The 22,224-nt window shown below is 66.0% G+C and carries 15 protein-coding genes and 1 other RNA gene; 2 read left to right on the forward strand and 14 right to left on the reverse strand.

What is annotated here, in order from left to right; all coding sequences use genetic code 11:
• Nucleotides 1-78: 78 nt before the first annotated feature.
• The gene (gene surE, locus RMET_RS10605) at nt 79-831 is read right to left on the reverse strand and encodes a 5'/3'-nucleotidase SurE (RefSeq protein WP_011516831.1); all 753 of its coding nucleotides are present in this window, start codon (nt 829-831) and stop codon (nt 79-81) included.
• Between the two features lie 178 nt (nt 832-1,009).
• Between surE and RMET_RS10610 the strand changes: the two genes are divergently transcribed.
• A complete protein-coding gene (locus RMET_RS10610; protein ID WP_029309763.1) occupies nt 1,010-1,984 on the forward strand; it encodes an NADPH:quinone oxidoreductase family protein in 975 nt (324 codons plus the stop codon).
• A gap of 68 nt (nt 1,985-2,052) precedes the next feature.
• Here the strand turns inward: RMET_RS10610 and RMET_RS10615 are convergent, their stop codons facing one another.
• The 11 genes from RMET_RS10615 to RMET_RS10665 all read right to left on the reverse strand — a co-directional run bounded on the left by RMET_RS10615 (nt 2,053) and on the right by RMET_RS10665 (nt 15,324).
• The gene (locus tag RMET_RS10615) at nt 2,053-2,844 is read right to left on the reverse strand and encodes an ABC transporter permease (RefSeq protein WP_011516833.1); all 792 of its coding nucleotides are present in this window, start codon (nt 2,842-2,844) and stop codon (nt 2,053-2,055) included.
• Nucleotides 2,845-2,871: 27 nt separating this feature from the next.
• Nucleotides 2,872-3,684 (reverse strand): ABC transporter ATP-binding protein, encoded by an 813-nt coding sequence (locus RMET_RS10620; protein WP_011516834.1) that lies wholly within the window; start codon nt 3,682-3,684, stop codon nt 2,872-2,874.
• A 102-nt stretch (nt 3,685-3,786) separates the two neighbouring features.
• Nucleotides 3,787-4,830, reverse strand: a complete 1,044-nt coding sequence (locus tag RMET_RS10625) for an ABC transporter substrate-binding protein (protein WP_011516835.1) — start codon at nt 4,828-4,830, stop codon at nt 3,787-3,789.
• Between the two features lie 171 nt (nt 4,831-5,001).
• Nucleotides 5,002-5,982 carry a Bug family tripartite tricarboxylate transporter substrate binding protein gene (locus RMET_RS10630; protein ID WP_011516836.1) on the reverse strand — a complete coding sequence of 327 codons (981 nt, stop codon included), beginning with the start codon at nt 5,980-5,982 and terminating at the stop codon, nt 5,002-5,004.
• Nucleotides 5,983-6,040: 58 nt separating this feature from the next.
• Entirely contained in the window at nt 6,041-7,009 is a 969-nt protein-coding gene (locus RMET_RS10635) for a hydroxymethylglutaryl-CoA lyase (protein ID WP_029309764.1), read from the reverse strand.
• An 8-nt stretch (nt 7,010-7,017) separates the two neighbouring features.
• A complete protein-coding gene (locus RMET_RS10640; RefSeq protein WP_011516838.1) occupies nt 7,018-8,214 on the reverse strand; it encodes a CaiB/BaiF CoA transferase family protein in 1,197 nt (398 codons plus the stop codon).
• A gap of 165 nt (nt 8,215-8,379) precedes the next feature.
• The gene (locus RMET_RS10645) at nt 8,380-9,285 is read right to left on the reverse strand and encodes a LysR family transcriptional regulator (protein WP_011516839.1); all 906 of its coding nucleotides are present in this window, start codon (nt 9,283-9,285) and stop codon (nt 8,380-8,382) included.
• A gap of 6 nt (nt 9,286-9,291) precedes the next feature.
• Nucleotides 9,292-9,906, reverse strand: a complete 615-nt coding sequence (recR, locus tag RMET_RS10650; RefSeq protein ID WP_008647479.1) for a recombination mediator RecR — start codon at nt 9,904-9,906, stop codon at nt 9,292-9,294.
• A gap of 28 nt (nt 9,907-9,934) precedes the next feature.
• Nucleotides 9,935-10,261, reverse strand: coding sequence for a YbaB/EbfC family nucleoid-associated protein (locus tag RMET_RS10655; RefSeq protein WP_008647477.1), 327 nt, complete (start codon nt 10,259-10,261; stop codon nt 9,935-9,937).
• Between the two features lie 80 nt (nt 10,262-10,341).
• Nucleotides 10,342-12,729, reverse strand: coding sequence for a DNA polymerase III subunit gamma/tau (locus tag RMET_RS10660; RefSeq protein WP_011516840.1), 2,388 nt, complete (start codon nt 12,727-12,729; stop codon nt 10,342-10,344).
• 96 nt (nt 12,730-12,825) lie between these two features.
• Nucleotides 12,826-15,324, reverse strand: a complete 2,499-nt coding sequence (locus RMET_RS10665) for an adenosylcobalamin-dependent ribonucleoside-diphosphate reductase (protein WP_011516841.1) — start codon at nt 15,322-15,324, stop codon at nt 12,826-12,828.
• 164 nt (nt 15,325-15,488) lie between these two features.
• Here RMET_RS10665 and ffs point away from each other — a divergent pair.
• Nucleotides 15,489-15,587, forward strand: an RNA gene (ffs, locus tag RMET_RS31800) — signal recognition particle sRNA small type.
• Nucleotides 15,588-15,714: 127 nt separating this feature from the next.
• On the opposite strand, the gene RMET_RS10670 is transcribed toward ffs, so the two are convergent.
• Both RMET_RS10670 and RMET_RS10675 read right to left on the reverse strand, forming a co-directional pair.
• Nucleotides 15,715-19,278 carry a UvrD-helicase domain-containing protein gene (locus RMET_RS10670; protein WP_011516842.1) on the reverse strand — a complete coding sequence of 1,188 codons (3,564 nt, stop codon included), beginning with the start codon at nt 19,276-19,278 and terminating at the stop codon, nt 15,715-15,717.
• The gene (locus RMET_RS10675; RefSeq protein ID WP_011516843.1) at nt 19,275-22,205 is read right to left on the reverse strand and encodes a PD-(D/E)XK nuclease family protein; all 2,931 of its coding nucleotides are present in this window, start codon (nt 22,203-22,205) and stop codon (nt 19,275-19,277) included. The genes RMET_RS10670 and RMET_RS10675 overlap by 4 nt, the downstream gene beginning before the upstream one ends.
• Nucleotides 22,206-22,224: the final 19 nt, after the last annotated feature.

The raw sequence follows: 22,224 nt of genomic DNA on the forward strand, positions 1-22,224 counted from the left end.
ACGGCAATCTGACGGATACGCGCAGGCAGGCGCGGGGATTCGGTGTGAACGACTGAAGGCAGCGTGGCGATGACACGCTCACCCCAGCCACTGTTCGATTTTTTCGAGCTGGCCGCGATGAGTCAGGTCCAGCTGCAACGGAGTCAGCGAGACGTAGCCATTGGCGGTCGCGTGAAAATCGGTGCCTTCGCTCGCGTCGCGCGCGTCGCCAGCCGGCCCGATCCAGTAATTGGTTTCCCCGCGCGGATTCACCTGCACCACCACCGGTTGTGACGGATGCCGCTTGCCGAGACGCGTGGCGCGGTGCCCGCGGATATGTTCGTACGGCAGGTTCGGGATATTGACGTTGAGCAGCAGCGGCTCCGTCGGCGGGCGGGCTATCACATGCTCGACGATCTCGCGCGCCACGCGCGCCGCGGCGTCCAGATGCTCCCAGCCGTGATTGACCTGCGAGAACGCGATCGACGGAATCCCGAACAGATAGCCCTCGATGGCTGCGGCCACCGTGCCCGAGTACAGGACGTCCTCGCCCATGTTCTGCCCCTGGTTGATCCCGGAGACCACCAGATCGGGCATATCATCGAGCAGGCCAGTCAGCGCCACGTGCACGCAATCGGTCGGCGTGCCATTGATGAAGCGAAAACCCTTCTGCACGCCCTCCCGCGCTTCGTAGACAGACAGCGGCCGCTGCAACGTCAGCGAATTCGATGCCCCGCTATGGTTCTGTTCGGGTGCGATCACGGTCACGCGCGCCAAGGGGGCGAGCGCGGCGTGGAGGACGGCGAGTCCCGGCGCGAGGTAGCCGTCATCGTTGGCGAGGAGGATATGCATGGCCGCGATTGTACCCGAGCAAAGCGGCGCGGGAGCGTCATCGTGCGCCCGGACATGCGGCGCCCGAATGGACGTCATGCAGCGATTTTTCGAACAGAACGACCGTGCTTTTCCTGCGCTACACTTGGCCGCAGCGCATGCGTACCCCCGCGCATGCCCCATTCCAACTGGAGACACAATGAAAGCCGTACTGTGCAAAGCCTGGGGCCCGCCCGACTCCCTGACCCTGGAAACGCTGCCCGATCTCGTGCCGGGCGACGGCGAGGTCGTCATCGACGTCAAGGCAGCCGGCGTCAACTTTCCCGATGTCCTGATCATTCAGAACAAGTACCAGGCCAAGCCGGAGCTGCCGTTCTCGCCGGGCTCCGAGCTGGCCGGCGTGGTCAATGCCGTTGGCGCGGGGGTCACGCACGTCAAGCCCCGCGACAAGGTCATCGCCTACCTCGGCAACGGCGCGTTCGCCAGCCAGGCCAAGGCGCCCGCCAAGGCCGTGGTGCCGATGCCTCCGGGCATCGACTTCGACGTGGCGGCGGCGTTCACGCTGACCTACGGCACATCCCACCATGCCGTGGTGGACCGTGGTGAGCTCAAGGCCGGTGAAACGATGCTGGTGCTGGGCGCGGCCGGTGGCGTGGGCCTGGCAGCCATCGAGATCGGCAAGGCCATCGGCGCGCGTGTGATCGCCGCGGCTTCCACCGATGAAAAGCTGGCAGTCTGCAAGGAACACGGCGCGGATGCGCTGATCAACTACAGCACCGAGGACCTGCGCGAGCGCGTCAAGGCGCTGACCGACGGCAAGGGCCCGGATGTCATCTATGACCCGGTGGGCGGCGTCTATGCAGAACCGGCGTTCCGCTCGATCGCCTGGCGCGGCCGCTATCTGGTGGTGGGTTTCGCCAACGGCGAAATCCCCAAGATACCGCTGAACCTGGCGCTGCTCAAGGGCGCGTCGCTGGTGGGCGTGTTCTGGGGTGAGTTCGCGCGCCGCGAACCGAAGGCCAACCAGGCCAACATGGCCCAGATGCTCGGCTGGATGAAGGAAGGCAAGATCCGCCCGCATATCTCGGCGCGGTATCCGCTGGAGCAGGCGCCGCAGGCGCTCAAGGACATGGAAGCCCGCAAGGTGACCGGGAAGATCGTCATCACGCCTTGAGTCGGACTTTTGTTTGCCCCCTCTCCCGCGAGCGGGAGAGGGGCGAAATCAGACCGCAGCTTCAAGCGTCAGAGCTTCTCCGTCTCCCCCGACTTCGGCTGCCACCGCATCAGGCGCTTCTCTCCCACCGTCACCATCCAGTCGAGCACCAGCGCGAACGCGGTCAGCACCACGATGCCCGCGAACACCGTGTTGATGTCGAAGGTGCCTTCAGCCTGCAGGATCAGGTAGCCAACGCCACGCGCCGACCCCAGGTATTCGCCCACCACCGCCCCGACAAACGCCAGGCCCACCGAGGTATGCAGCGAGGAGAACACCCAACTCGTGGCACTCGGCAGATAGACATGGCGCAGCAGTTGCCGCTTGTTGGCGCCGAGCATGCGCGCGTTGGCCAATACCACCGGGCTCACTTCCTTGACACCCTGATAGACGTTGAAAAAGACGATGAAGAACACCAACGTCACCGCCAGCGCCACCTTCGACCAGATGCCGAGACCGAACCAGACCGCGAAAATCGGCGCCAGGATCACGCGTGGCATCGAGTTGGCAGCCTTGACGTAGGGATCGAGCACCGCCGAAGTGAACGGGCTCAGCGCCAGCCACAGGCCCACGCCCAGCCCGGACACGGTACCAATGCCGAATGCCAGCACCGTTTCGAGCAGCGTGACGCCCAGGTGCAGGTAGATATCACGCTCGACGATGAACCAGCTCCAGATGCGCTGCGCCACAATCAGCGGTTCACCAAAGAAGAACGCCACTTGCTGGGAACGCGTGGCCATGTGCCACACGATCAGTACCACCGCAAGAAGCAGAAGCTGCCAGACGCGCAGCATACCTTTTGAGTCGGGACGAAAAGCCATGTTCGATTGTTGTCCGATCGGGAAAACTCAGGCCGCCTTGCGCTGCTGCGCGTAGCCCTTGAGCACTTCTTCGCGCAGCACGTCCCAGATGGCGGCGTGCAGTTCCACGAAGCGCGGATGGTTGCGGATCTCGGCCACATCGCGCGGCCGCGGCAGGTCGATGGAGAACTCGCCGATCGGGTGCGTGCCCGGCCCAGCGGACAGCACCACCACGCGGTCACTCATCGCGATGGCCTCGTCAAGGTCGTGCGTAATGAACAGCACGGCCTTGCGCTTGGCCGCCCACAGGTCGAGCACCTCGTTCTCCATGAGCTGACGCGTCTGGATGTCCAGCGCCGAGAACGGCTCGTCCATCAGGATGATGTCCGGGTCCATCACCAGCGTCTGCGCCAGGCTCACGCGCTTGCGCATGCCGCCAGATAGCTGGTGCGGATAGCGATCACCAAACCCGCCCAGCCCCACGCGCCGCAGCCATTCCTCGCCCTGCTTCACCGCTTCATCGCGCGGCACTCCGCGGAACTCCAGGCCGGCGATCACGTTGTCGAGCGCGCTGCGCCACGGCATCAGCGCTTCGGCCTGGAACATGTAGCCGGCACGCGCATTGATGCCCTTGAGCGGCTCGCCAAAGACGCGCACGGTCCCGGTCGAGGGTTCGAGCAGGCCGGCCGATACATTCAGCAGCGTTGATTTGCCGCAGCCGGTGGGGCCCACGACAGAGACAAACTCGCCGGGCTGGATGGATAGCGTGACGTCGCGCACAGCGGTATAGCGCTGCGCGCGGTCTTCGCGCGAGACGAAGGTACAGGTCACGTTTTCGAGGGAAAGTGCAGGCGTGCTCATGACGGCATGACTCTGGGAAGCTTTCGCCCGCCGGACGGCTGGCGCGCGGCGGGCGACTGGGAGTCGGCTCCTTGAAGGAGCCGGATCGGATACTGACTTGTCTTACTTGTACTTGGCGTTGGCCTTCTGCACGAAGTTGTTCGTGAACGTGTTCTCGAGCTTGATCGCCTTGCCCTTGAGCTCCGGATCGAACTGCTGCAGCGTGTTCAGTGCCGTGTGCGGGCCATCGGTCGGCATCATGCCGTCCGGCGAAATCGCTTCCTTGACCTTGTCCCACGCGGCCAGGTACAGCGCGCGGTCGCCCAGCAGGTAGCTTTCCGGCACGGTCTTGACGATGTCCGACGGGCCAGCCTTCTGCAGCCACTTCAGCGCGCGCACCATGGCGTTGGCCATTGCCTGGGTGGTATTCGGGTTCTGCTGGATGAACGACACCGACGCATAGAGGCATCCCGACGGCATATTGCCGCCGAACACGGTCTGCGTTTCCTTGATCGTGCGCGTGTCCGAGGCGATCTTGACCTCGTTCTTTTGCGTCAGCATCGAGATCACCGGATCGAGGTTGGCCATGGCGTCGATCTGGCCCGAACGCATCGCGGCTACCGCGCCGGCGCTGGCGCCCACACCGATGAACGACACGTCGGACGGCTTCAGCCCGGCCTTGGCCAGCACGAAGTTAGCCATCATGTTGGTCGACGAACCCGGCGCGGTCACACCGATCTTCTTGCCCTTCAGGTCGGCGATCGACTTGAAGTTCGGCATGGTCTTGTTCGACACCACCAGCACGATCTGCGGCGCGCGGCCCTGGAGCACGAACTCCTGGTACTGCTGGCCCTTGGCCTGCAGGTTGATCGTGTGTTCGTACGCGCCCGACACCACGTCGGCACTGCCGCCAACCACGGCCTGGAGCGCCTTGGCGCCACCGGCAAAGTCGACAATCTCGACATCGAGCCCTTCTTCCTTGAAGTAGCCCAGGCGCTCGGCGATCGTCAGCGGCAGGTAGTAGAACAGGTTCTTGCCCCCCACGGCGATGGTGACCTTGCTCTTCTCCGGCTTGCCCTGCGCCTGCGCGCTGCCGAATGTGAACCAGCCAGCCAGGAACAGCGCCAGCGCGATCAGCACCTGTTTCCAGAACTTCTTGTTGTACATATGGCTCTCCTGCCTTTTCTATTTCTGTTTGATCGAGGGGCGCGCCGCATGGCGGCTTGCTGCGATGCTAGCGGACGCAAGCGCCATGCGCATCGGGATCAATACCTAATCCCGGCAGACGCAGCGGCGGCCATGCTACACGCCGCCCCTTTCAGGCAGCTTGCCAACCCGTCATTCCGCGTGGATATCGGCGGCCTTGATCACCTTGGTCCAGCGCTGCAACTCGGCGCGCTGGTACTGGTCGAGCTGTTGCGGATTCATGTAGCGCGCCTCCGCGCCAAGCTCCTCGGCCTTCTTGCGGAACGCCTCCGACTTCATGATCTTCTCGATCTCGGTGGTCAGCCGGTCGATCACAGGCTTGGGCGTGCCCACGGGCGCGTACATCGCAAACCAGGACGAAACGTCGAGATCGGGATAACCGGCCTCCGGCGCCGACGGCACGTCCTTCAGGCTGGGCAGCCGGGTCTTGCTCGTGACCACGAGCGGGCGCAGCTTGCCGGCGGCGATATGGCCCATCAGCGGCGGCGGCGTGGTGATCGTCATGTCGACATTGCCGCCGAGCAGGTCGGTCATCGCTGGACCCGTGCCCTTATAGGGCACGTGCGTGATCTGGATACCCGCCATCTCGTTGAGCAATTCGGTCGAGACGTGCTGCAGCGACCCATTGCCCGACGATGCGTAGTTGAGCTTGTTCGGATTGGCCTTGGCGTAGGCCACCAGCTCCTTCAGCGACTTCACCGGCAGGCTGGAACGCACCACCAACACCTGCGGCGCCGACAGCAGGTTGGCCACCGGCGCGAAGTCCCTGACCGGGTCCCACGAAGTCTTGGTCAGCAACGGCGTGATCACGTGATAGCCCGAGTACTGCACCAGCAGCGTGTAGCCATCCGGCTTGGCCCGTTGCACAGCCTGCGCGGCAATCGTGCCATTGCCGCCCGGCTTGTTGTCCACCACCACCGATTGTCCGAGCGCCTTCGACAGCGGCTCTGAAATCATGCGGGCGGCCAGATCGGTCGTGCCACCGGCAGCGGCCGACACCACGAGCATGATCGGGCGATTGGGGTACGTGCCTTCCTGGGCGTGCGCGGTGGCGGACATGGCCAGACCGGCGGCAGCCAGCAGTGTGCCGGCACCAATCAGTGTGCGTTTCATGGTTGTCTCCGTATGTTTTATTGGGGGACTCAAAAAATCTGTCGGTTGATGCCTGCCATCAAGCCTTGGCGAAAAACTCTTCCATCCACGCAGGCGGCTGATGCGTGCGCAGGCGCGGGCCGGCGCGCAGGAGTTGGCTGGACACGTCGCGCTGCACCAGATCGGAGACGCCAGCGACCACGTCGAGCAGCGCGCCCAGTTCGACACCCGTATCCACGCCCATCGACGCGAACATGTGCACAAGTTCCTCGGTGCTGACGTTGCCGCTCGCGCCGGGCGCGTAGGGGCACCCACCCAACCCACCGGCCGCGGCGTCGAACCGCGTCACGCCGGTCTGCCACGCGGCGATCGCGTTCGCCAGGCCCATGCCTCGGGTGTTGTGCAGGTGAATCGTCAGGCCAGTCTTCGGCAAGGCGCGCTGGAACGTCTCGCAGAGCGCGGCCACCTGGTTGGGATAGGCCATGCCCGTGGTATCGCACAGGGTGATACCCGCCGCGCCGGCATCGGCAAACGCCTTCGCCAGGCGCATGACCTCAGCTTCGCTGACGTCGCCCTCGAACGGGCAGCCGAACACGGTCGACAGCGACACGTTGACAGGCACGCCGGCCTTGCCCGCTTCCGCGATCATCGCCAGCAACTGGGCCTGCGACTGCTCGCGCGTCATGCGCAGATTGGCGCGATTGTGCGTCTCGCTGGACGACATCACCAGATTGACCTCGTCGGGGCGACACGACAGTGCGCGCTCCAGCCCGCGCAGGTTCGGCACCAGCACGGTCAGCCCAACGCCGGCGACGCGCTCGACCTGATGCATCACGGCCTCCGCATCTGCCAGCGCGGGAATGGCGCGGGCCGACGTGAACGACGTAGCTTCGATACGCGCGAAACCGCAGCGGGCCAGCGCATTGACGAAAGCGACCTTGCCCTCGGTGGGAACGATGAACGGTTCGATCTGCAGCCCGTCGCGCGGGGCGACTTCGTTGATCTCGACCTTCGCCGGGCCTGACAGCGGATACGTAGCAGCACTCATCTTGGCACTCATGCAATCACTCCGCGATTACGCAGGTCGGCAATGGCCGCCGCGTCGAAGCCGGCATCGGCCAGCACGGAATCGGTATGCTCGCCCAGCGTCGGCGCGCGATCGTGGATGCCGCCGGGATTGCCCGACAGCTTCGGCATGATGCCTGGCACCTCCACCTGCAGGCCCTTCGCGGATGTCACCGTCTCGATTACGCCGCGCGCCCGGTAGTGCGGGTCTTCGGCAATGTCCTTGACGGTGTAGATGCGGCCAGACGGCACGTCGGCGGTACGCAGCACTTCCAGCGCGGAGGCCACGGTTTGTGTCTTCGTCCAGGCGGTAATCGCGGCATCGATCTCGTCGACACGCTTCACGCGGCCATCATTGCGTGCCAGCGCCGGGTCTTCGCCCAGGTCGTTGCGACCCATCGCGGCCATCAGGCGGCGGAAGATCGCGTCGCCGTTGGCGGCGATCAGCACATACTCGCCGCAGCCGCACAGGTAGGCATTCGACGGCGCGATTCCCGGCAAGGCACCCCCGGCCGGCTGGCGCACAGCGCCGAACGCGGAGTACTCGGGCAACAGGCTTTCGCTCAGATTGAACAGCGACTCATACAGCGCCACGTCGATGACCTGGCCTTTACCACCACGCGCATCGCGTTCGTACAGCGCCAGCAGCACGCCAAGCGCGCCATGCAGGCCGGCGATCGTGTCACCCAGCGACAAGCCCGCGCGCACGGGCGGGCGTCCAGGCTCGCCGGTCAGGTAGCGCAGCCCGCTCATCGCTTCGGCCACCGCCGCAAAGCCGGGCTCATCCCGCTTCGGGCCGCTCTGGCCGTAGCCCGAGACCCGCACCATGATCAGCTTTGGATTGTCGGCATGAAGCACATCCCAGCCGAGCCCCCATTTCTCCATGGTTCCCGGGCGGAAGTTCTCGATCAGGACGTCGGCCTCGCTGGCCAGCTTGCGTACCAGAGCCTGCCCCTCCGGCTGGCGCAGGTCGATGGCAATCGACTGCTTGTTGCGCGACTGGGCTTCCCACCAGACCGAGGTATCTTCGTGCAACATGCGCCACTTTCGCAGCGGATCGCCCTGCCCGGGCGGCTCCACCTTGACCACGTGTGCGCCGAAATCGGCAAGTGTCTTGGCGGCAAAGGGGCCTGCAATCAGCTGGCCCAGTTCGAGAACGCGGATGCCGTCGAGAATCTGTCGCGCCATGAGTGTCTCCGAGAAACTGACCCCGATTGGGGTGGATTGGCGTAGTTTCGACGGAGTGTGCCCCAGCGGCGGGGTGATGCGGAATCGGCATTCCGGAAAGCGGGCTTTCTCGGAATGCGAAAGATCAGGGAGAACCCTAGAGGGTTCAGAAGCGGGCTCGGGGACTCAGAATGGCGCGCGGTCGCCGCAGAGATGGCTGATCAACAGCCGCGCCGAGACCGTGAGCCCGGCCGGGTCTCGCATGCCGATCAGCAGCGATCGGCGCGCCCAGGCGTCCCGCAGACCGACCAGCGAGAGCCCCATCGACTTGACGTGCGGCTCCGCGGCGATCCGCGGCAGCACCCCCACGCCCAGACCGGCCATGACCATGCGACACATCGCGTCGAAGCTCCGCACCTGGATGCGCAGCCGAAACTGCCGCTCGAGCCGACTACTTTCTTCCAACAGCCGCGCCGCCAGCGAGGTCACCTGCGGCAAGCTGACGAAGTCGTATTCGAGCGCATCGGCATAGTGGACCGGACCGTTTTGCGCCAGTGGATGCCCCGGCGGCGTGATGATGACGAGTTCGTCCTGCCGATACTCGAGCGTCACCAGTCCCGCGCACGGCGTGCGGTCGGCGAAGATGCCCACATCGGCCCGGTTTTCCATGACAGCGGCAACGATGTCGCTGCTATTGTGTTCTTCGAGTTCGATGCGGATGGTGGGATGCTGGCGCATGAACTGCGCCAGATCATCGGGAAGAAACTGCGTGATGGCCGAGGTATTGGCACAGACTCGCACCTGCCCGCGCACACCCGAGGCGTAGTCGGACATCACCCCGGCCATGCGCTCCACGTCCTGCAGGATGGTCAGCGCGTGGTGGAAGCAGGCCTGCCCCGCCTCGGTAAGCTGCACGCCAGCGGCATGGCGGAAAAACAGCGGCGCCCCGACCGCGGTCTCCAGGTCGGAGATTCGCTTGCTGGCAGCCGCCACGGCCAGATGCGATTGCCGCGCGCCGGCCGAGATACTGCCCTGCCGTGCCACGGCCACAAACAGCCCCAGCGTGACGAGATCGAAGCGCGCCAGATTCATGGTCCGTTACAGGGTGCGACGGTCCATCACGGCGCGGGCGATGGTGCCCGCATCCACGTATTCCAGTTCGCCACCCACCGGCACGCCTCGCGCCAGACGCGAGACCTTCAGCCCGCGCGCCTTCAGCATTTCGCCGATGTAGTGCGCGGTGGCCTCGCCCTCACTGGTGAAGTTGGTGGCGACGATCACCTCGCTGGCCGGGCCGCCGAGTTCGGGGTCAGTAGCACGTGCCAGCAGGCGGTCGAGATGAATCTCCTTCGGACCGATGCCGTCGAGCGGCGAGAGCCGCCCCATCAGCACGAAATACTGGCCGCGATAGGTCAGCGTCTGCTCGATCATGACCTGATCGGCCGGCGTTTCGACCACGCAGAGCAGCGTCGCGTCACGCTCTGGATCGCTGCAGGTTCCGCAGATTTCGAGTTCGGTGAAGGTATTGCAGCGCGTGCAATGGCGGATGCCATCGACGGCCCCGCGCAGCGCGTCGCCAAGCTTGCGCGCGCCTTCGCGGTCGTGCTGCAGCAGGTGATACGCCATGCGTTGGGCCGACTTCGGTCCAACGCCGGGCAGCACCTTGAGCGCCTCGATCAGCGCCTGCAGCGAGGTGGGCGGCGCCGCTCTCATGACAGAGCCGCCTGGTCGGAACGTGTCATCAGAATGGCAGCTTGAAGCCCGGAGGCAGCGGCAGACCCGACGTCATCGAACCCATCTTTTCTTGCGTGGTGGCCTCGGCCTTGCGCACGGCGTCGTTGAACGCGGCGGCTACCAGGTCTTCCAGCAGGTCCTTGTCATCGGCCAGCAGGCTCGGATCGATCGTGACGCGCTTGACGTCGTTCTTGCAGGTCATCACCACCTTCACAAGGCCGGCGCCGGACTGGCCCTCGACCTCGATCTGGGCAAGCTGCTCCTGCATCTTCTTCATGTTTTCCTGCATCTGCTGGGCTTGCTTCATCAGCCCGGCCAGTTGACCTTTCATCATGGGATCACTCCTTGAATACGTGTGGATGGGGGCGGGCGGCGCGACCGTTGGTCAGGCGGCCGCCACTTGAAACTTGAAATTCAGGCTGCGCGCGGCTGGATCGACCCTGGCACGATCTGGCCACCGAACTCCCGCAACAGACCTTGTACAAACGGGTCGCGGTCGATCTCGGCTTCGGCTTCGCGCTGGCGTTCGGCACGCGCCGCGGCATCGACAGCCGCCGCGGTATGCGTCACGCCGCCAACGACGCATTGCACACGCACATCGACGCGGAAATGCTCGACCAGCGCTGCCTGAAGCCGCTCCGCGACGTTAGCCTCGGCAATCGCCGCAACCGGCACGCGCAGATGCAGCGTGCGGCCGACCACGCGATGCAACTCGCTTTGATGGGCAAGCTGCTGGGCCAGCCCCTTGAGCGGCAGGGTGGCGGCGAACTCGGGCCAGTCGCCTGTGAAAACCGGTGGCGTGCCATCCTCGCCTGCGCTTGGCGCCACTTGCGGGACGGCAGGTGCCAGTTGCGCTGCCGGTTCCGGCTCGGGCTTGCTGATCGGCTTGGCTGCCGATTGCGTCGGCGCGGGCTTACGAGCCGCGCGCGGCGCGCGATCGGCGCTGTCGGAATCAAAGCCGTTGTCGAAACCACCGAAGCTCGGGTCATAGCCCGGATCGCTGTCGTACGGACCGATCACAGGCAGATCGGGCGGCATCTCTTCCCACGGCGGCACGTCACTTGCACCCGCGGCTTCCCACGGCGGGACGGACTTGGCTTCGGGTTGCGGCGCAGGCTTGGCGACCGGTGCCGGGCGCGCGGCCGCGACAGGGGCGGCAGCAGCCTTGCTCGGAGCGACAGCCTGCGTCACTACCGGCGTCACTACCGGCGCAGCGGCAGGCGCAACTGCCGGAGCCGGAGCCGGCGCGGCAGTGGTAGCCGGCCGTGAGGCGGAAGGCGGACGCAGCGGCTGCGCAGCCGGGCGCGAACTGGCCGCGGCGGCGGCACCTGCGTTTGGCGCAGCCGACATCGGTCGGCCAGCACGACCGGCGGAAGCTTGACGCGCGGCGGCCAACGCCGCACGGGCTGGCGACATCGACGTATCCACGTCAGCCTGGGGCGGCGCGGGTTCGGCTGACTTCGCTGGCACAGCGGGCATGGCGGGTGCTGCGGATGCGGCCGGAGCAGCGGCCGTAATCGGCGCTGTCGGCGCTGCCGGCGCGACCACTGGCGCGACCTTGACCGGCTCGGCCGCCACAGGCTCGGCAACAGCCGATGCCATGGCCCGAGGCGACGGTGCGGCGCTCGTCGTGCCAGCCGGGCGCGGGCGTACCACCTGCTGTCCGCCACCGCCCTGTCCGCCGACCGACGAAGCGGGAGCAGTGGACGGCCGGAACGCCAGCATTCGCAGCAACGTCATCGTGAAGCCGGCGTATTCGTCCGGCGCCAGCGCCAGTTCGCTGCGGCCAAGGTTGGCAATCTGGTAGAAAAGCTGGGTTTCCTGCGCGTCGAACTGCCGGGCCAGGCGGCGCACGTCCTCGGCTTCGGGCCATTCGTCCTGCACGGAAGCCGGCACGGCCTGTGCCAGCGCGACCTTGTGCAGCAGCGAGCCAAGATCCTGCAGCGCCCCGGCAAACGACAGGCTGCGGTCGGCCATCGAATCGGCGATGCCGAGCATCGTGGCGCCGTCTTCGGCAGCCAGCGCATCGAGCAGTTGCACGAGGTAGCTCTGGTCGATTGCCCCCAACATGCCGCGCACTGCCTCTTCCGACACCTGGCCGGCACTGTAGGCAATGGCCTGGTCGGTCAGCGACAGCGCATCGCGCATCGACCCGTGGGCGGCCTGCGCCAGCAGGCGCAGCGCGCTACCGTCATGGCTGATCCCTTCCTGGGCCAGGATGTGGTCGAGGTGCGAGACGATGTGGCCCGGCGGCATCTGCTTCAGATTGAACTGCAGGCAGCGTGACAGCACGGTGACCGGAATCTTCTGCGGATCGGTCGTGGCCAGGATGAACTTGACGTGCTCGGGCGGCTCCTCCAGCGTCTTCAGCATGGCGTTGAAGGCGTGGTTGGTCAGCATGTGCACTTCGTCGATCATGTAGACCTTGAAGCGGCCGGCCGTCGGGGCGTAGATCGCCTTGTCGAGCAGCTGCGCCATCTCGTCGACGCCGCGGTTCGACGCCGCGTCCATCTCGATGTAGTCGACGAAACGCCCGCTGTCGATTTCCGTGCAGGCCTTGCACTGGCCGCAAGGCTGGGCGGTGATGCCGCCGTTGCCGTCAGGGCCGGTGCAATTGAGGGCCTTGGCCAGAATCCGGGACAGCGTGGTCTTGCCGACGCCGCGCGTGCCGGTGAACAGGTAGGCGTGATGCAGCCGCTGCTGTTCCAGCGCGTGCGTGAGCGCGCGGACCACGTGCTCCTGGCCGACCAGCGTGGTGAAATCCCTGGGGCGCCATTTGCGCGCTAGAACTTGATAACTCATGGCGGCGATTGTAGCAAAAGGCGGACCTGGGTCAGACCTGGATTTGGAGTTGCCAGATGCTATCGCACGCCGCCGCCATCCGTGAAGGGTCGCCGGCTAGCCACACTCGCCCACATAACCGCAATTGGCGCACTTGGCGCAGCCGTCCACCTTGTGCAGGGCGTGAGCGCCACACTCGGGGCACGGCTTGCCGGTGCCAATCCCGGCAGCCAGTTTGGCGGCGGGCGCCGCTTCGGCCGGCGAAGCCAGCGCCACAGCCGCCTCGCCGCCTTCGCGCCGGGCCAGACGGGCAGCCAGCGCCACCACCGGTACCTGGCTGCCCTCCTCGTCCAGGAAACCACGCTTGATCAGGATGCGTTGAATCGCGTAACTCAGCGCCGCCACCTCCGAATCATGGAAGCGCGGCACCTCGGTGCCGTCCTGGCGGGCCAGGGAGCCGTAGCGGACCGTGCCCTTGTCCCAGACCACGTTCCGCATATCGGCCAGCGCCTTGGCGATCGGTCCGCCCGAGCGGGCCACCATCGACAATAGCCGCATCGTCGACGTGATCCACTGCTGGCCCTCGGAACGCTGCCCCGCGGGCATGAAGAACTCGATTGGCCGCTCGATCGTCACCGGCTGGCCACCGATCGTGCCGGACACCTGCATGAAGTTGACGGTCAGGTAGACCGTCTTGTGACCCTCATAGGTCAAATACTCGACCTTCGACGTCACGCCTTCCAGATCGCCGAGTGGCCGGCTACCGAACGGCCGCGTCAGCGGATCGTCCTCGCTCGGCGTGGCGGGCGCCGGCGCCGTGGTGGCCGTGGCGGCCGGGGTGACCGACAGCACCGCGCCAAGCACCTGGTTCGGCCGATACGTGGCGAGCCCCTTGAGCCCGGCCTTCCACGCTTCGAGGTAGAGATTGCGGAAGGCTTCGTACGGATAGTCCTCCGGCACGTTCACAGTCTTGCTGATGCTCGTGTCGATATAGGGCTGGACCGCCTCCAGCATCCGCATATGGTCAATGGCAGACATCTGGAGCGCCGTGACGAAGCTCTCCGGCAACTGCTCGACGTCGCCGCCCATATGGCGATAGAGCCGCCATGCATGGTCGGCCACCTCGAACGTGCGATAGCTGTCGTCGGGCATCCGCTTGCGCCGGTTGTAGGTCCACGAGAAGGCCGGCTCGATCCCATTTGACGCGTTATCGGCAAAGGCAAGCGTGATCGTGCCAGTTGGCGCGATCGAAAGCAGGTGCGAGTTGCGCAGGCCGTGTTCGCGGATGGCATCGCGGATGGGCTCGGGCAGGCGGCTCACGAAGCCGCCACTCAGATAGGCGTCGGCATCGAACAACGGGAAGCGGCCCTTCTCCTCGGCGAGTTCGACCGATGCCAGATAGGCGTGATCGCGCATGGTCTCGGAGATCCGCCCCGCAAGCGCGCGCGCCGCATCGGTGTCATAGCGATGACCCAGCATCACCAGTGCGCTACCAAGCCCCAGGAACCCCAGGCCGATACGACGCTTGGCTTGCGCCTCGGCCTGCTGCTCGGGCAACGGCCAGTAGGTGATGTCGAGCACGTTGTCGAGCATCCGCGTCGAAACGCGCACGACCTCGGCAAACGCCTCGAAATCGAAGCTGGCCTGATCGGTAAACGGGCGGCGTACGAAGCGCGTCAGGTTGATCGAGCCCAGGCAGCAGCAGCCATACGACGGCAACGGCTGCTCGGCGCACGGGTTGGTGGCCTCGATCGTCTCGCAGTAATAGAGATTGTTGTCGGCGTTGATGCGCGACAGGAACAGGATGCCAGGCTCTGCGTGGTCATAGGTGGCCTGCATGACCTGGTCCCACAGCCGACGGGCCGGCACACGCCGATACACCCACTGGCCGTCGTCGCGGCGATAGGCGCCCGCCGCGATACCGTCCGCGCCAGGCTCGGCCTCGTGGATCAGTTCGATTTCCCCATCAGCCGCCACCGCTTGCATGAACTCGTCGGTGACGCCAATCGAGATATTGAAGTTGGTCAGGTCGCCACGGTCCTTGGCGTGGATAAAGCTCTCGATATCGGGGTGGTCGCAGCGCAGCACGCCCATCTGCGCGCCGCGCCGTGCGCCGGCCGATTCCACGGTGGCACACGATGCATCGAACACCTTCATGAACGACACCGGCCCCGATGCGCGCGAGTGCGTGGCACGCACCAGCGCGCCACCCGGCCTGATCGAGGAAAAGTCATAGCCGACACCGCCGCCGCGCCGCATCGTCTCCGCAGCCTGGGCCACGGCGGTATAGATGCTCGGCTTACCGCCACGCACCTGGGAAACCGAGTCGCCCACAGGCTGGACGAAGCAGTTGATCAGCGTAGCTTGAATGCCTGTGCCAGCCGCCGAGTTGATACGCCCGGCCGGCACGAAGCCGCCTTCCAGCGCCCAAAGAAAGCGCGAGGCCCAGGCCTCGCGTTTGTCGGCAGGTTCCACCTCCGCGAGCGCGCGCGCCACACGGCGACGCACATCGTCAATGGTCTGCTCCTCGCCCTTGGCGTATTTTTCCTGGAGTACTTCGATGGAGATGTCTTGCGGCGCAAGCGCGCCGCGGAGGATCTGGTCGTTTGCGTTCATGTCCCCAGCCTGTCAGTTGAGAGCTTTCCGGCCCGAATTTGCCGTCCGCCATGCTGCCAGCATGGCAGGACGCCAACCCCGCTTCAGATCAAACAACCAGCCAAAGTCCTTGGCAAGAATACAAAATTGGAAAGCCTCTCAAGGTTGCGTTACAATGCCGGTCGGACGGGCCTCCTCGCATGGCGGCGCGGTCAACCTGGTCAGGTCGGGAACGAAGCAGCCACAGCCGTTTTCCACCAGTGCCGAGGGTCAGGCTCGTCCCCCTAATTCCCCTTTCTGCTTTTATCTCCCGGCAATTCCCTGATTAATCTCTGGCGCCCGCCCGTTTTCGCGCGCCAGAAACATCCTATTGTGCGCCTGTTTTGCGAATCGGGCACAGGCCGGGTGCGCTCAGAACAATGACCCCTGCTGCGTCGTGGCGATAGGTACCGCCTGTGACGCCGAGGCACGCAGAAGCTCCACATCGATCCATTCTCCGGCCGCCGTGGCCACGCCAGCCTCGATCCGCTTGCCCGGAAACATCGGCGCCACCGCCGCTGCGTAGCGCAAGAGCTGCGTGCGATAGCCCGCATGTTCCTGCGGCAACAGCCTGAGCTTGTAGTCGATGATGACGACCCGCTCGTCGAATTCCACCAGCCGGTCGATTCGCAGCAACCGCCCGCGGCCGTCATAAAGCTCCACCTCATTGCGTGCCGACACGGCATCCACCGGGAACATCAGTTCGCGCAGTGCCGGGGCCTCAAGCATTGCGCGCAGGTCCGCGACGGCCGCCTCGGCCTGCTGCCGCCAGCGCTCACGCGCGTTCGGCGCACCCGCGCCAGTCAGCGGGAACCAGCGCAAGACCGTTTCCACGTCGGGCAAGCTGCCATGCGCATCGGGATAGCGCGAGACACGTTCGAGCAGCGCGTGCACCAGTTCGCCATGTGCAGCGGCATCGGCATCGAACACGATGCCCTCGGCCTCGTCGTCCGCATCGTCGATCGGCAAGCGGTCGTCAGCCGCATCGCGATAGCGCAGCCGGAAATCGGTATAGCGGATGCGCTCGCTGGCGGCGGTCAGGGTATCGACTGCCGCGACGTCGGTCTCGGGATAAGCCGTGATCTCGTCACCGACACCCGCCGCAGCCAGACGCACGTACCAGCTTCCGGCGATCTCCGCCCCTGGCGCATCTTCCTTCTCCGCCTTGCTCGCGCGCCCCTTGATGCCGCTAACCAGCAGGCCTTGCTGCGCGCGCGTCATCGCCACGTAGAGCAGATTCCAGTTTTCGCGATCGGCCAGCGCCGCTTCGGCGTCGAACAGCGGCGCGCGAGCCATGCCGCGCTCGTCACGCTTGCCGTAGGCGGAAAAATGCCGTGGCACCGCCGATGTCGGCGGCCAGTCGACCAGAATGCCACCACGATCCGCCGCCGGATCGCTGTGATTCGCATCGAGCAGAATCACGAACGGCGCCTCGAGGCCCTTTGCCGCGTGCACCGTCAGAATATGAACGGCATCGAGCTGATTGTCTGCGGCGTCGTCTGACTCCGCCTCGGTATCCTCGACACCTTCGCCCATGCCGCCCTCATCGGGGCTTTCATCCTCGTCACCACGCCGAATTTCCTGCAGCTCATCGATGAACTTGGGCAGGCTCGGATAGCGTCCGCCATCAAGGTCGAGCGACAGCTTCAGGAAGGCATCGAGATTGGCCAGCACCTGTTCGCGAATGGCGGCAGGCGCGGCTTCGGCATAACGGCGACGCACCTCTCCCTGGTGATAGATCTGGTCGACCAGATCATGCACGGGCTTGTGCGGCGCGAGCGCCAGCCAGCCGCGCAAGCGCGCGACACCCGTTCGCAGCGAATCGGAAACGCGCTCGGGCAGTCCCAGCGCCTCGATGCGTGCCCACCATCCACCTTCGCCCTCCATCATGGCCAGCAGCACCAGATCGTCGTCAGTCGCGCCCACGAGCGGGCTCTTGAGAACATGCGCGAGGTCGAGATCCGATTCCGGTGTCATCAGGAACGCCAGGAGCGCTGAGAGATCGAGTGCTTCCAGCGTCGTCAGCAAGCCGCCACGGCGCGGGCTCAGGCACGGGATGCCGGCCTCGCGCATCGCTCGTTCGTAATCAGCCAGAAAGGTCTTGCGTCGCACCAGCAGATGCATGTCGCGCCAGCCCGCCGGGCGAGTGCCATCGCCTTCCCTCACGGGCACCTGGTCGCGCAGATAGTGCAGCCAGGCTGCCACGCGGCGACCTTCCTCGTAACGCAGGGAGTCGCCTTTCTGCGTGCGTGGCTGGGTCAGCGTATCGCGATGGCCATCGCCCTCGGATGCTTCGTCATCCTCTGCTTCCTCTGGCTCGACGAGCGGCAGCAGCCAGACCGGTCCGGCCGGACCGCCGAGCGCCGTGGTTTGCGTTTCGTAGAGCGGATAGCGCCCTTCCGCGCGTGCGTGATCGAACACGGCGTTGACCCAGTCGAGCACCTCGGGGCGATTGCGGCGCGTGCGGTTGGTACGCAGCACGGTGGCGCCGAATCCGTCCTGAAGCATGACCCGCGCGGCATCGAACAGGCGCGCGTCCGCGCGACGGAAACGGTAGATCGACTGTTTGGGATCGCCAACCAGAAACACGGTGGGCTTCTCTCCCAGCCCCTGATAGCCGGCCAGCCAGCCCTGCAGGATGCGCCATTGGAGCGGGTTCGTGTCCTGGAACTCGTCAAGCAGCAGGTGACGATATCGCGCGTCGAGACGCACCTGCAGGTACGTGGCGGTTTCCTCGTCGGCCATCAGCTTCGCCGCCAGCCATTCGAGGTCCGCGAAGTCCATCGCACGCTGGTCGCCCTTGTGGCGCTGATAACGTTCGAGCAGTGCATCGCCCAGACGGTACAGCGCCAGGTTGATCGCGAGCACCATGGCCTCGCAGCGGCGCGCCGCGATCTCGTCCAGTCGTGCGCAGTGCTCTGCGTGCTGATCCAGCAATTCGTCAACGGCACCTTCGCTACCGCACACCTTGGCCAATGCCGTGGTACGACGCAGCGAGCGCGGCTTGCCCGCATCGGTGAAAAACGCGGCACGCAGCAACTGGAATGCGTTGGCGGCGGCCTCGCCCGGCGCGGCGCCCGCGTCGCGCCATGCGCGGATCGCGCGCAGTCCGTCGATGATCTTCGACGCGTGCCCCTGCTCGGTCTTCCCGCCACGACCGAGCAGCAGTGCCATCTGCGCGCATTCCTCGAGCCAGTCGTCGTCGCAGAGCGCGTCCACCAAAATGTCGGAGGTGGCATCGTCACCAAGATCCTGCGCCAGCTTCGTGGCGGGATCGCCCGACTCCTTGAACGCAAACCACTCGTTGCGTGCGTGGAACATCCGATCAAGCAGACCCCGTGCCTGGAAGTCACCGATCGCATCGACCAGCGCTTCATAGGCTTCGCGCAGATCAGCGTATTGCGGCTGCGCCAGCGCGCGCCAGAACGGCGCCCAGGCCTCGCGCTTCATGCGCAAGGCATCCTCGCGGAGCGACGCGCCGGGCACGATGCCCGACGACAGCGGCGCCCCGCGCAACAACGTGCCGAACCAGCCGTGGAACGTGTCGATCGCCATGCGGCCCGGTGACGCCAGCACTTGTGCATGTAGCGTCCGCGCGCGGGGCAATGCCGCGCGCGCGGCGTCTGGAGACAGCCCGCGCATTTCCAGCTGCGTCAACACCGCCTCATCAGTTCCGCCGGCAAGCTGCGACAGCACTTCGAGCAGGCGCTCGCGCATTTCCTCGGCGGCCTTGCGCGTAAAGGTGATAGCCAGGATCTCATGCGGCGCGGCGCCGGCCAGCAGCAGACGGACCAGACGCGCCACCAGCAGCCACGTCTTGCCGCTGCCCGCGCAGGCCTCCACCACCACGGAGCGGCCGGGGTCGCAGGCGGCGCGCGTAAAATCGGCCTCGCCCACGGATTGGCCATCGCGCAAATAGGCGTGAACTTCGGTCATGACTGCAGATCCGGCAACGCGGTGGACTCCCAGAAGCCCTTGCGGCACAGGCCGCGGGCATCGCAATAAGTACAGGCGGCGGCATCGCCGATCGCGGGCAGCTTCGCGCCTTGCCGCAAACGCACGACGTCATGCCGCAACTGGCGCTCGAGCCAAGTCACCGCCGCCTGAAATTCCGGCAGATCGACTTCCCGCTGGGCACCGGGCGAACTATCGCGGCCGCCCTGCTTCACACCTTCCAGCGCCACCCAGCTTCCCGCCACGGCATCGGCCCGAAGCAGACCGTAGAACGCCAACTGGCAGTCTTCCTCGGCATCACCGGCCTTGCGCCGCAGGCGGCTGGCTGGCTGGGTCTTGTAATCGAGCACCGCATGTGCGCCATCCGGTCCCTTGTCGAGCCGGTCGATCCGGCCGGCCAGCCGCAGCGGTACGCCATCGGGCATCGCCACATCCACGCCGGCATCGAATTCGCCACCGCGCCAGTGCCAGCCCGCTTCCTCACGCTCAGCCTGCCATGCCACGTACGACGGCAGGACTTCCATCCAGCGGCGGTAATAGCTGATGGCATTGCCGTCCTCGGCAATCTGCTTGCCGAACGAGGTATCCGAGATTTCCCGCAGACGCGCCAGACGCCGGTCGCTGTCACGCTCGCCAGAGGCATGGATCTCCTCGTGGTATTGCAGCAGCACGCGATGCAGCAGGTTGCCGATATCGCGCTTCTCGAGGTCGTCGCTGAGCGTGTCGAGCCCGGAAAGGCCCAGCATCCGGCTGGCGAAGAACTGATAGGGGCAACGGCGCAACGTGTTGTACGCCTGCGCGCTCCAGCGCTCTGGCACGCGCTCGGGCGCCACCGGCGCAGGCATTCCGGCGGGCTGCGCGAAGGTATCGTGCAGAGCGGGCGTGGCGCTGGCTTCGATCGGCGTGCCCGCTCGCGCGCAACATGCGGATAACCGCTCGATCCAGCCGGAGACATGATGCGGCTCGCCCCGGCTGCCGATGCGTTGCCACGTCAGCACGACGTCGCTGTTGTTGAGCAGCACTTCGGCCAGATCCCGGGCCTGCTGGGCAAAGCGGGCCTCGCGGTCTTCGAGCCCAAGCTCGCGTCGCATCTGGTTCGAGAAGAACATCAACTCAGCCGCGCTGGACGGCAACTGCGCGTCATCGCAGCCGACTACCACCACGCCGTCGAACCGTCGCATCCGGGCGCCGTTGAGCGGCAGGATCGTGATGCGCGACTGGCTCTGCGCCGAGGGCTCCTTGTAAGCCACCGATTCGAGCAATGCCGACAGCATCGCACGAAACTCCTGTTGGTTCAGCGTGGCGTGGCTGCCGGTCTCGTCGTCGGGCAAGTCGCCCAGCTTCGCCAGCGCATCCAGCAGTTGCCGCCCGGCATCGTCGGCAGCCAGCGCGACACGCATATCGAGCGTGTCAAGCATGGCGTCGAGGCGGCCCAGCCAGACATGGAGCGGCTGTTGCGCGAGGCCCCGTGGCCACTGCGCGGCCTCGTCGGCCAGCGTGGCAATCAGCGTGCGAGCCGCAGCGCGAATCTGCAGTTCGGCATCGCTGGCCTCCATCGTCTCCGCGTCGACCAGCGCGCCTGCCGCTCGCTCACGCTCTGCAAACAGATGCGCCAGTCTGGCCCAGCCTCCGGTAACTACAGCGCGACGGATGCGGCGCTCCATCAGCGCGATCGCCGCGCCGCGATGCTCGAATGCAGGCAGGCAAAACGGGCTCTTGAGCAGGTCGAGCAGTGCCGCGCTATCGCCATCGCGCGCCAGCACGTCAAACCAGCGCATCAGCGCGGCGGCTGCGCGCGTGGTCGACAACTTCCAGCCGGTTTCATCGCGGACAGGCGCTCCGGCACGCGCCAGCAACGCGCGGGCGCGGCGGGCCACCACGCGGTCGTGGGCCACGAGCGCCACATGCCTGCGGCCTTCGTTGAGCCATTGCACGAGCTGGTCCGCTGCTGCGGCGGCTTCATCCTCGAAGCGCGCGCTGCCGATAACGCGGACACGCGGACGTTCGGCCGGCAATTCGGCCGACAACGCAGCGGGCAAGGCCGGCGGTGCCGCGAACGGTTCGCTGTCGGCACTACTGTCCCCGTCGCGCCGGGCCTCGGGCCACAGCGCAAGCAGCGTCCGATACCAGTCGGACTCTCCCCCCGCTTCCGATGCGCCGGTCCAGTCGTAGCCGACCTCGAGCGTCGGCACGAGTTCGCCGGCCTGCTCGAGGAATCTGGCTTCAACCGGTTCCGGCGATGTCGGGCCAATCCAGACCACCGGCCCTGCAACCTGCTGCGCCATGCGCTGTAGCGCCCGGCGTCGTGCCGGAAGCGGGTCGTCCGGCCCCGACAGCATTTGCCAGAAGGCAAGCACGATCTGCGCCTCCTGCCCGAGAAAGCGCTCGGACAGGTGCGCATAAGTACGTTGCAGCGCGCCTTGCAGGAGCGCCGCCCGCTCGTCGCTATCGTCGCCCTCGAGATCATCGTCTCCGCGGATCGCCGCGTCCTCCAGCCAGCGCGCACTCAGTTCGTCACTGATCGATAGCAGCGTCTGCGCCAGTCCCCATGCCGCCCCCTCTGTCTGGGCGCCAAAGGCGGTCCGCAGCCAATCCTGTGAGCGAATCGCCTGTTGCACCGCCAATAGGCGCGCGGCATGGCCACGCGTGGGTGTCGGGTCGGCAGCAAGATCGGGGGGAAGGTCCAGCAGCCAGTGCCCGAGCGTCAGCACACGCGGTAGCAAACGGGGCTGCCCGGCGGCGCGCGCAGCGGCATCCAGCGCCTGGCGCACGCCAGGAATCTGCGCGGCCGTCGGCACGACGATATGCGCGCCAGTGGCAGCCGGGCCGCAGTGATCCAGGAAATACCAAGTCGCCGTGGCAGCCTGATCGAGAAAGGACGGCCCGGGAGGAAACGAGAGTCGGGTCATGGATAACGGGGACGGAGTC

The organism is Cupriavidus metallidurans CH34, assembly GCF_000196015.1.
GTDB lineage: Bacteria > Pseudomonadota > Gammaproteobacteria > Burkholderiales > Burkholderiaceae > Cupriavidus > Cupriavidus metallidurans.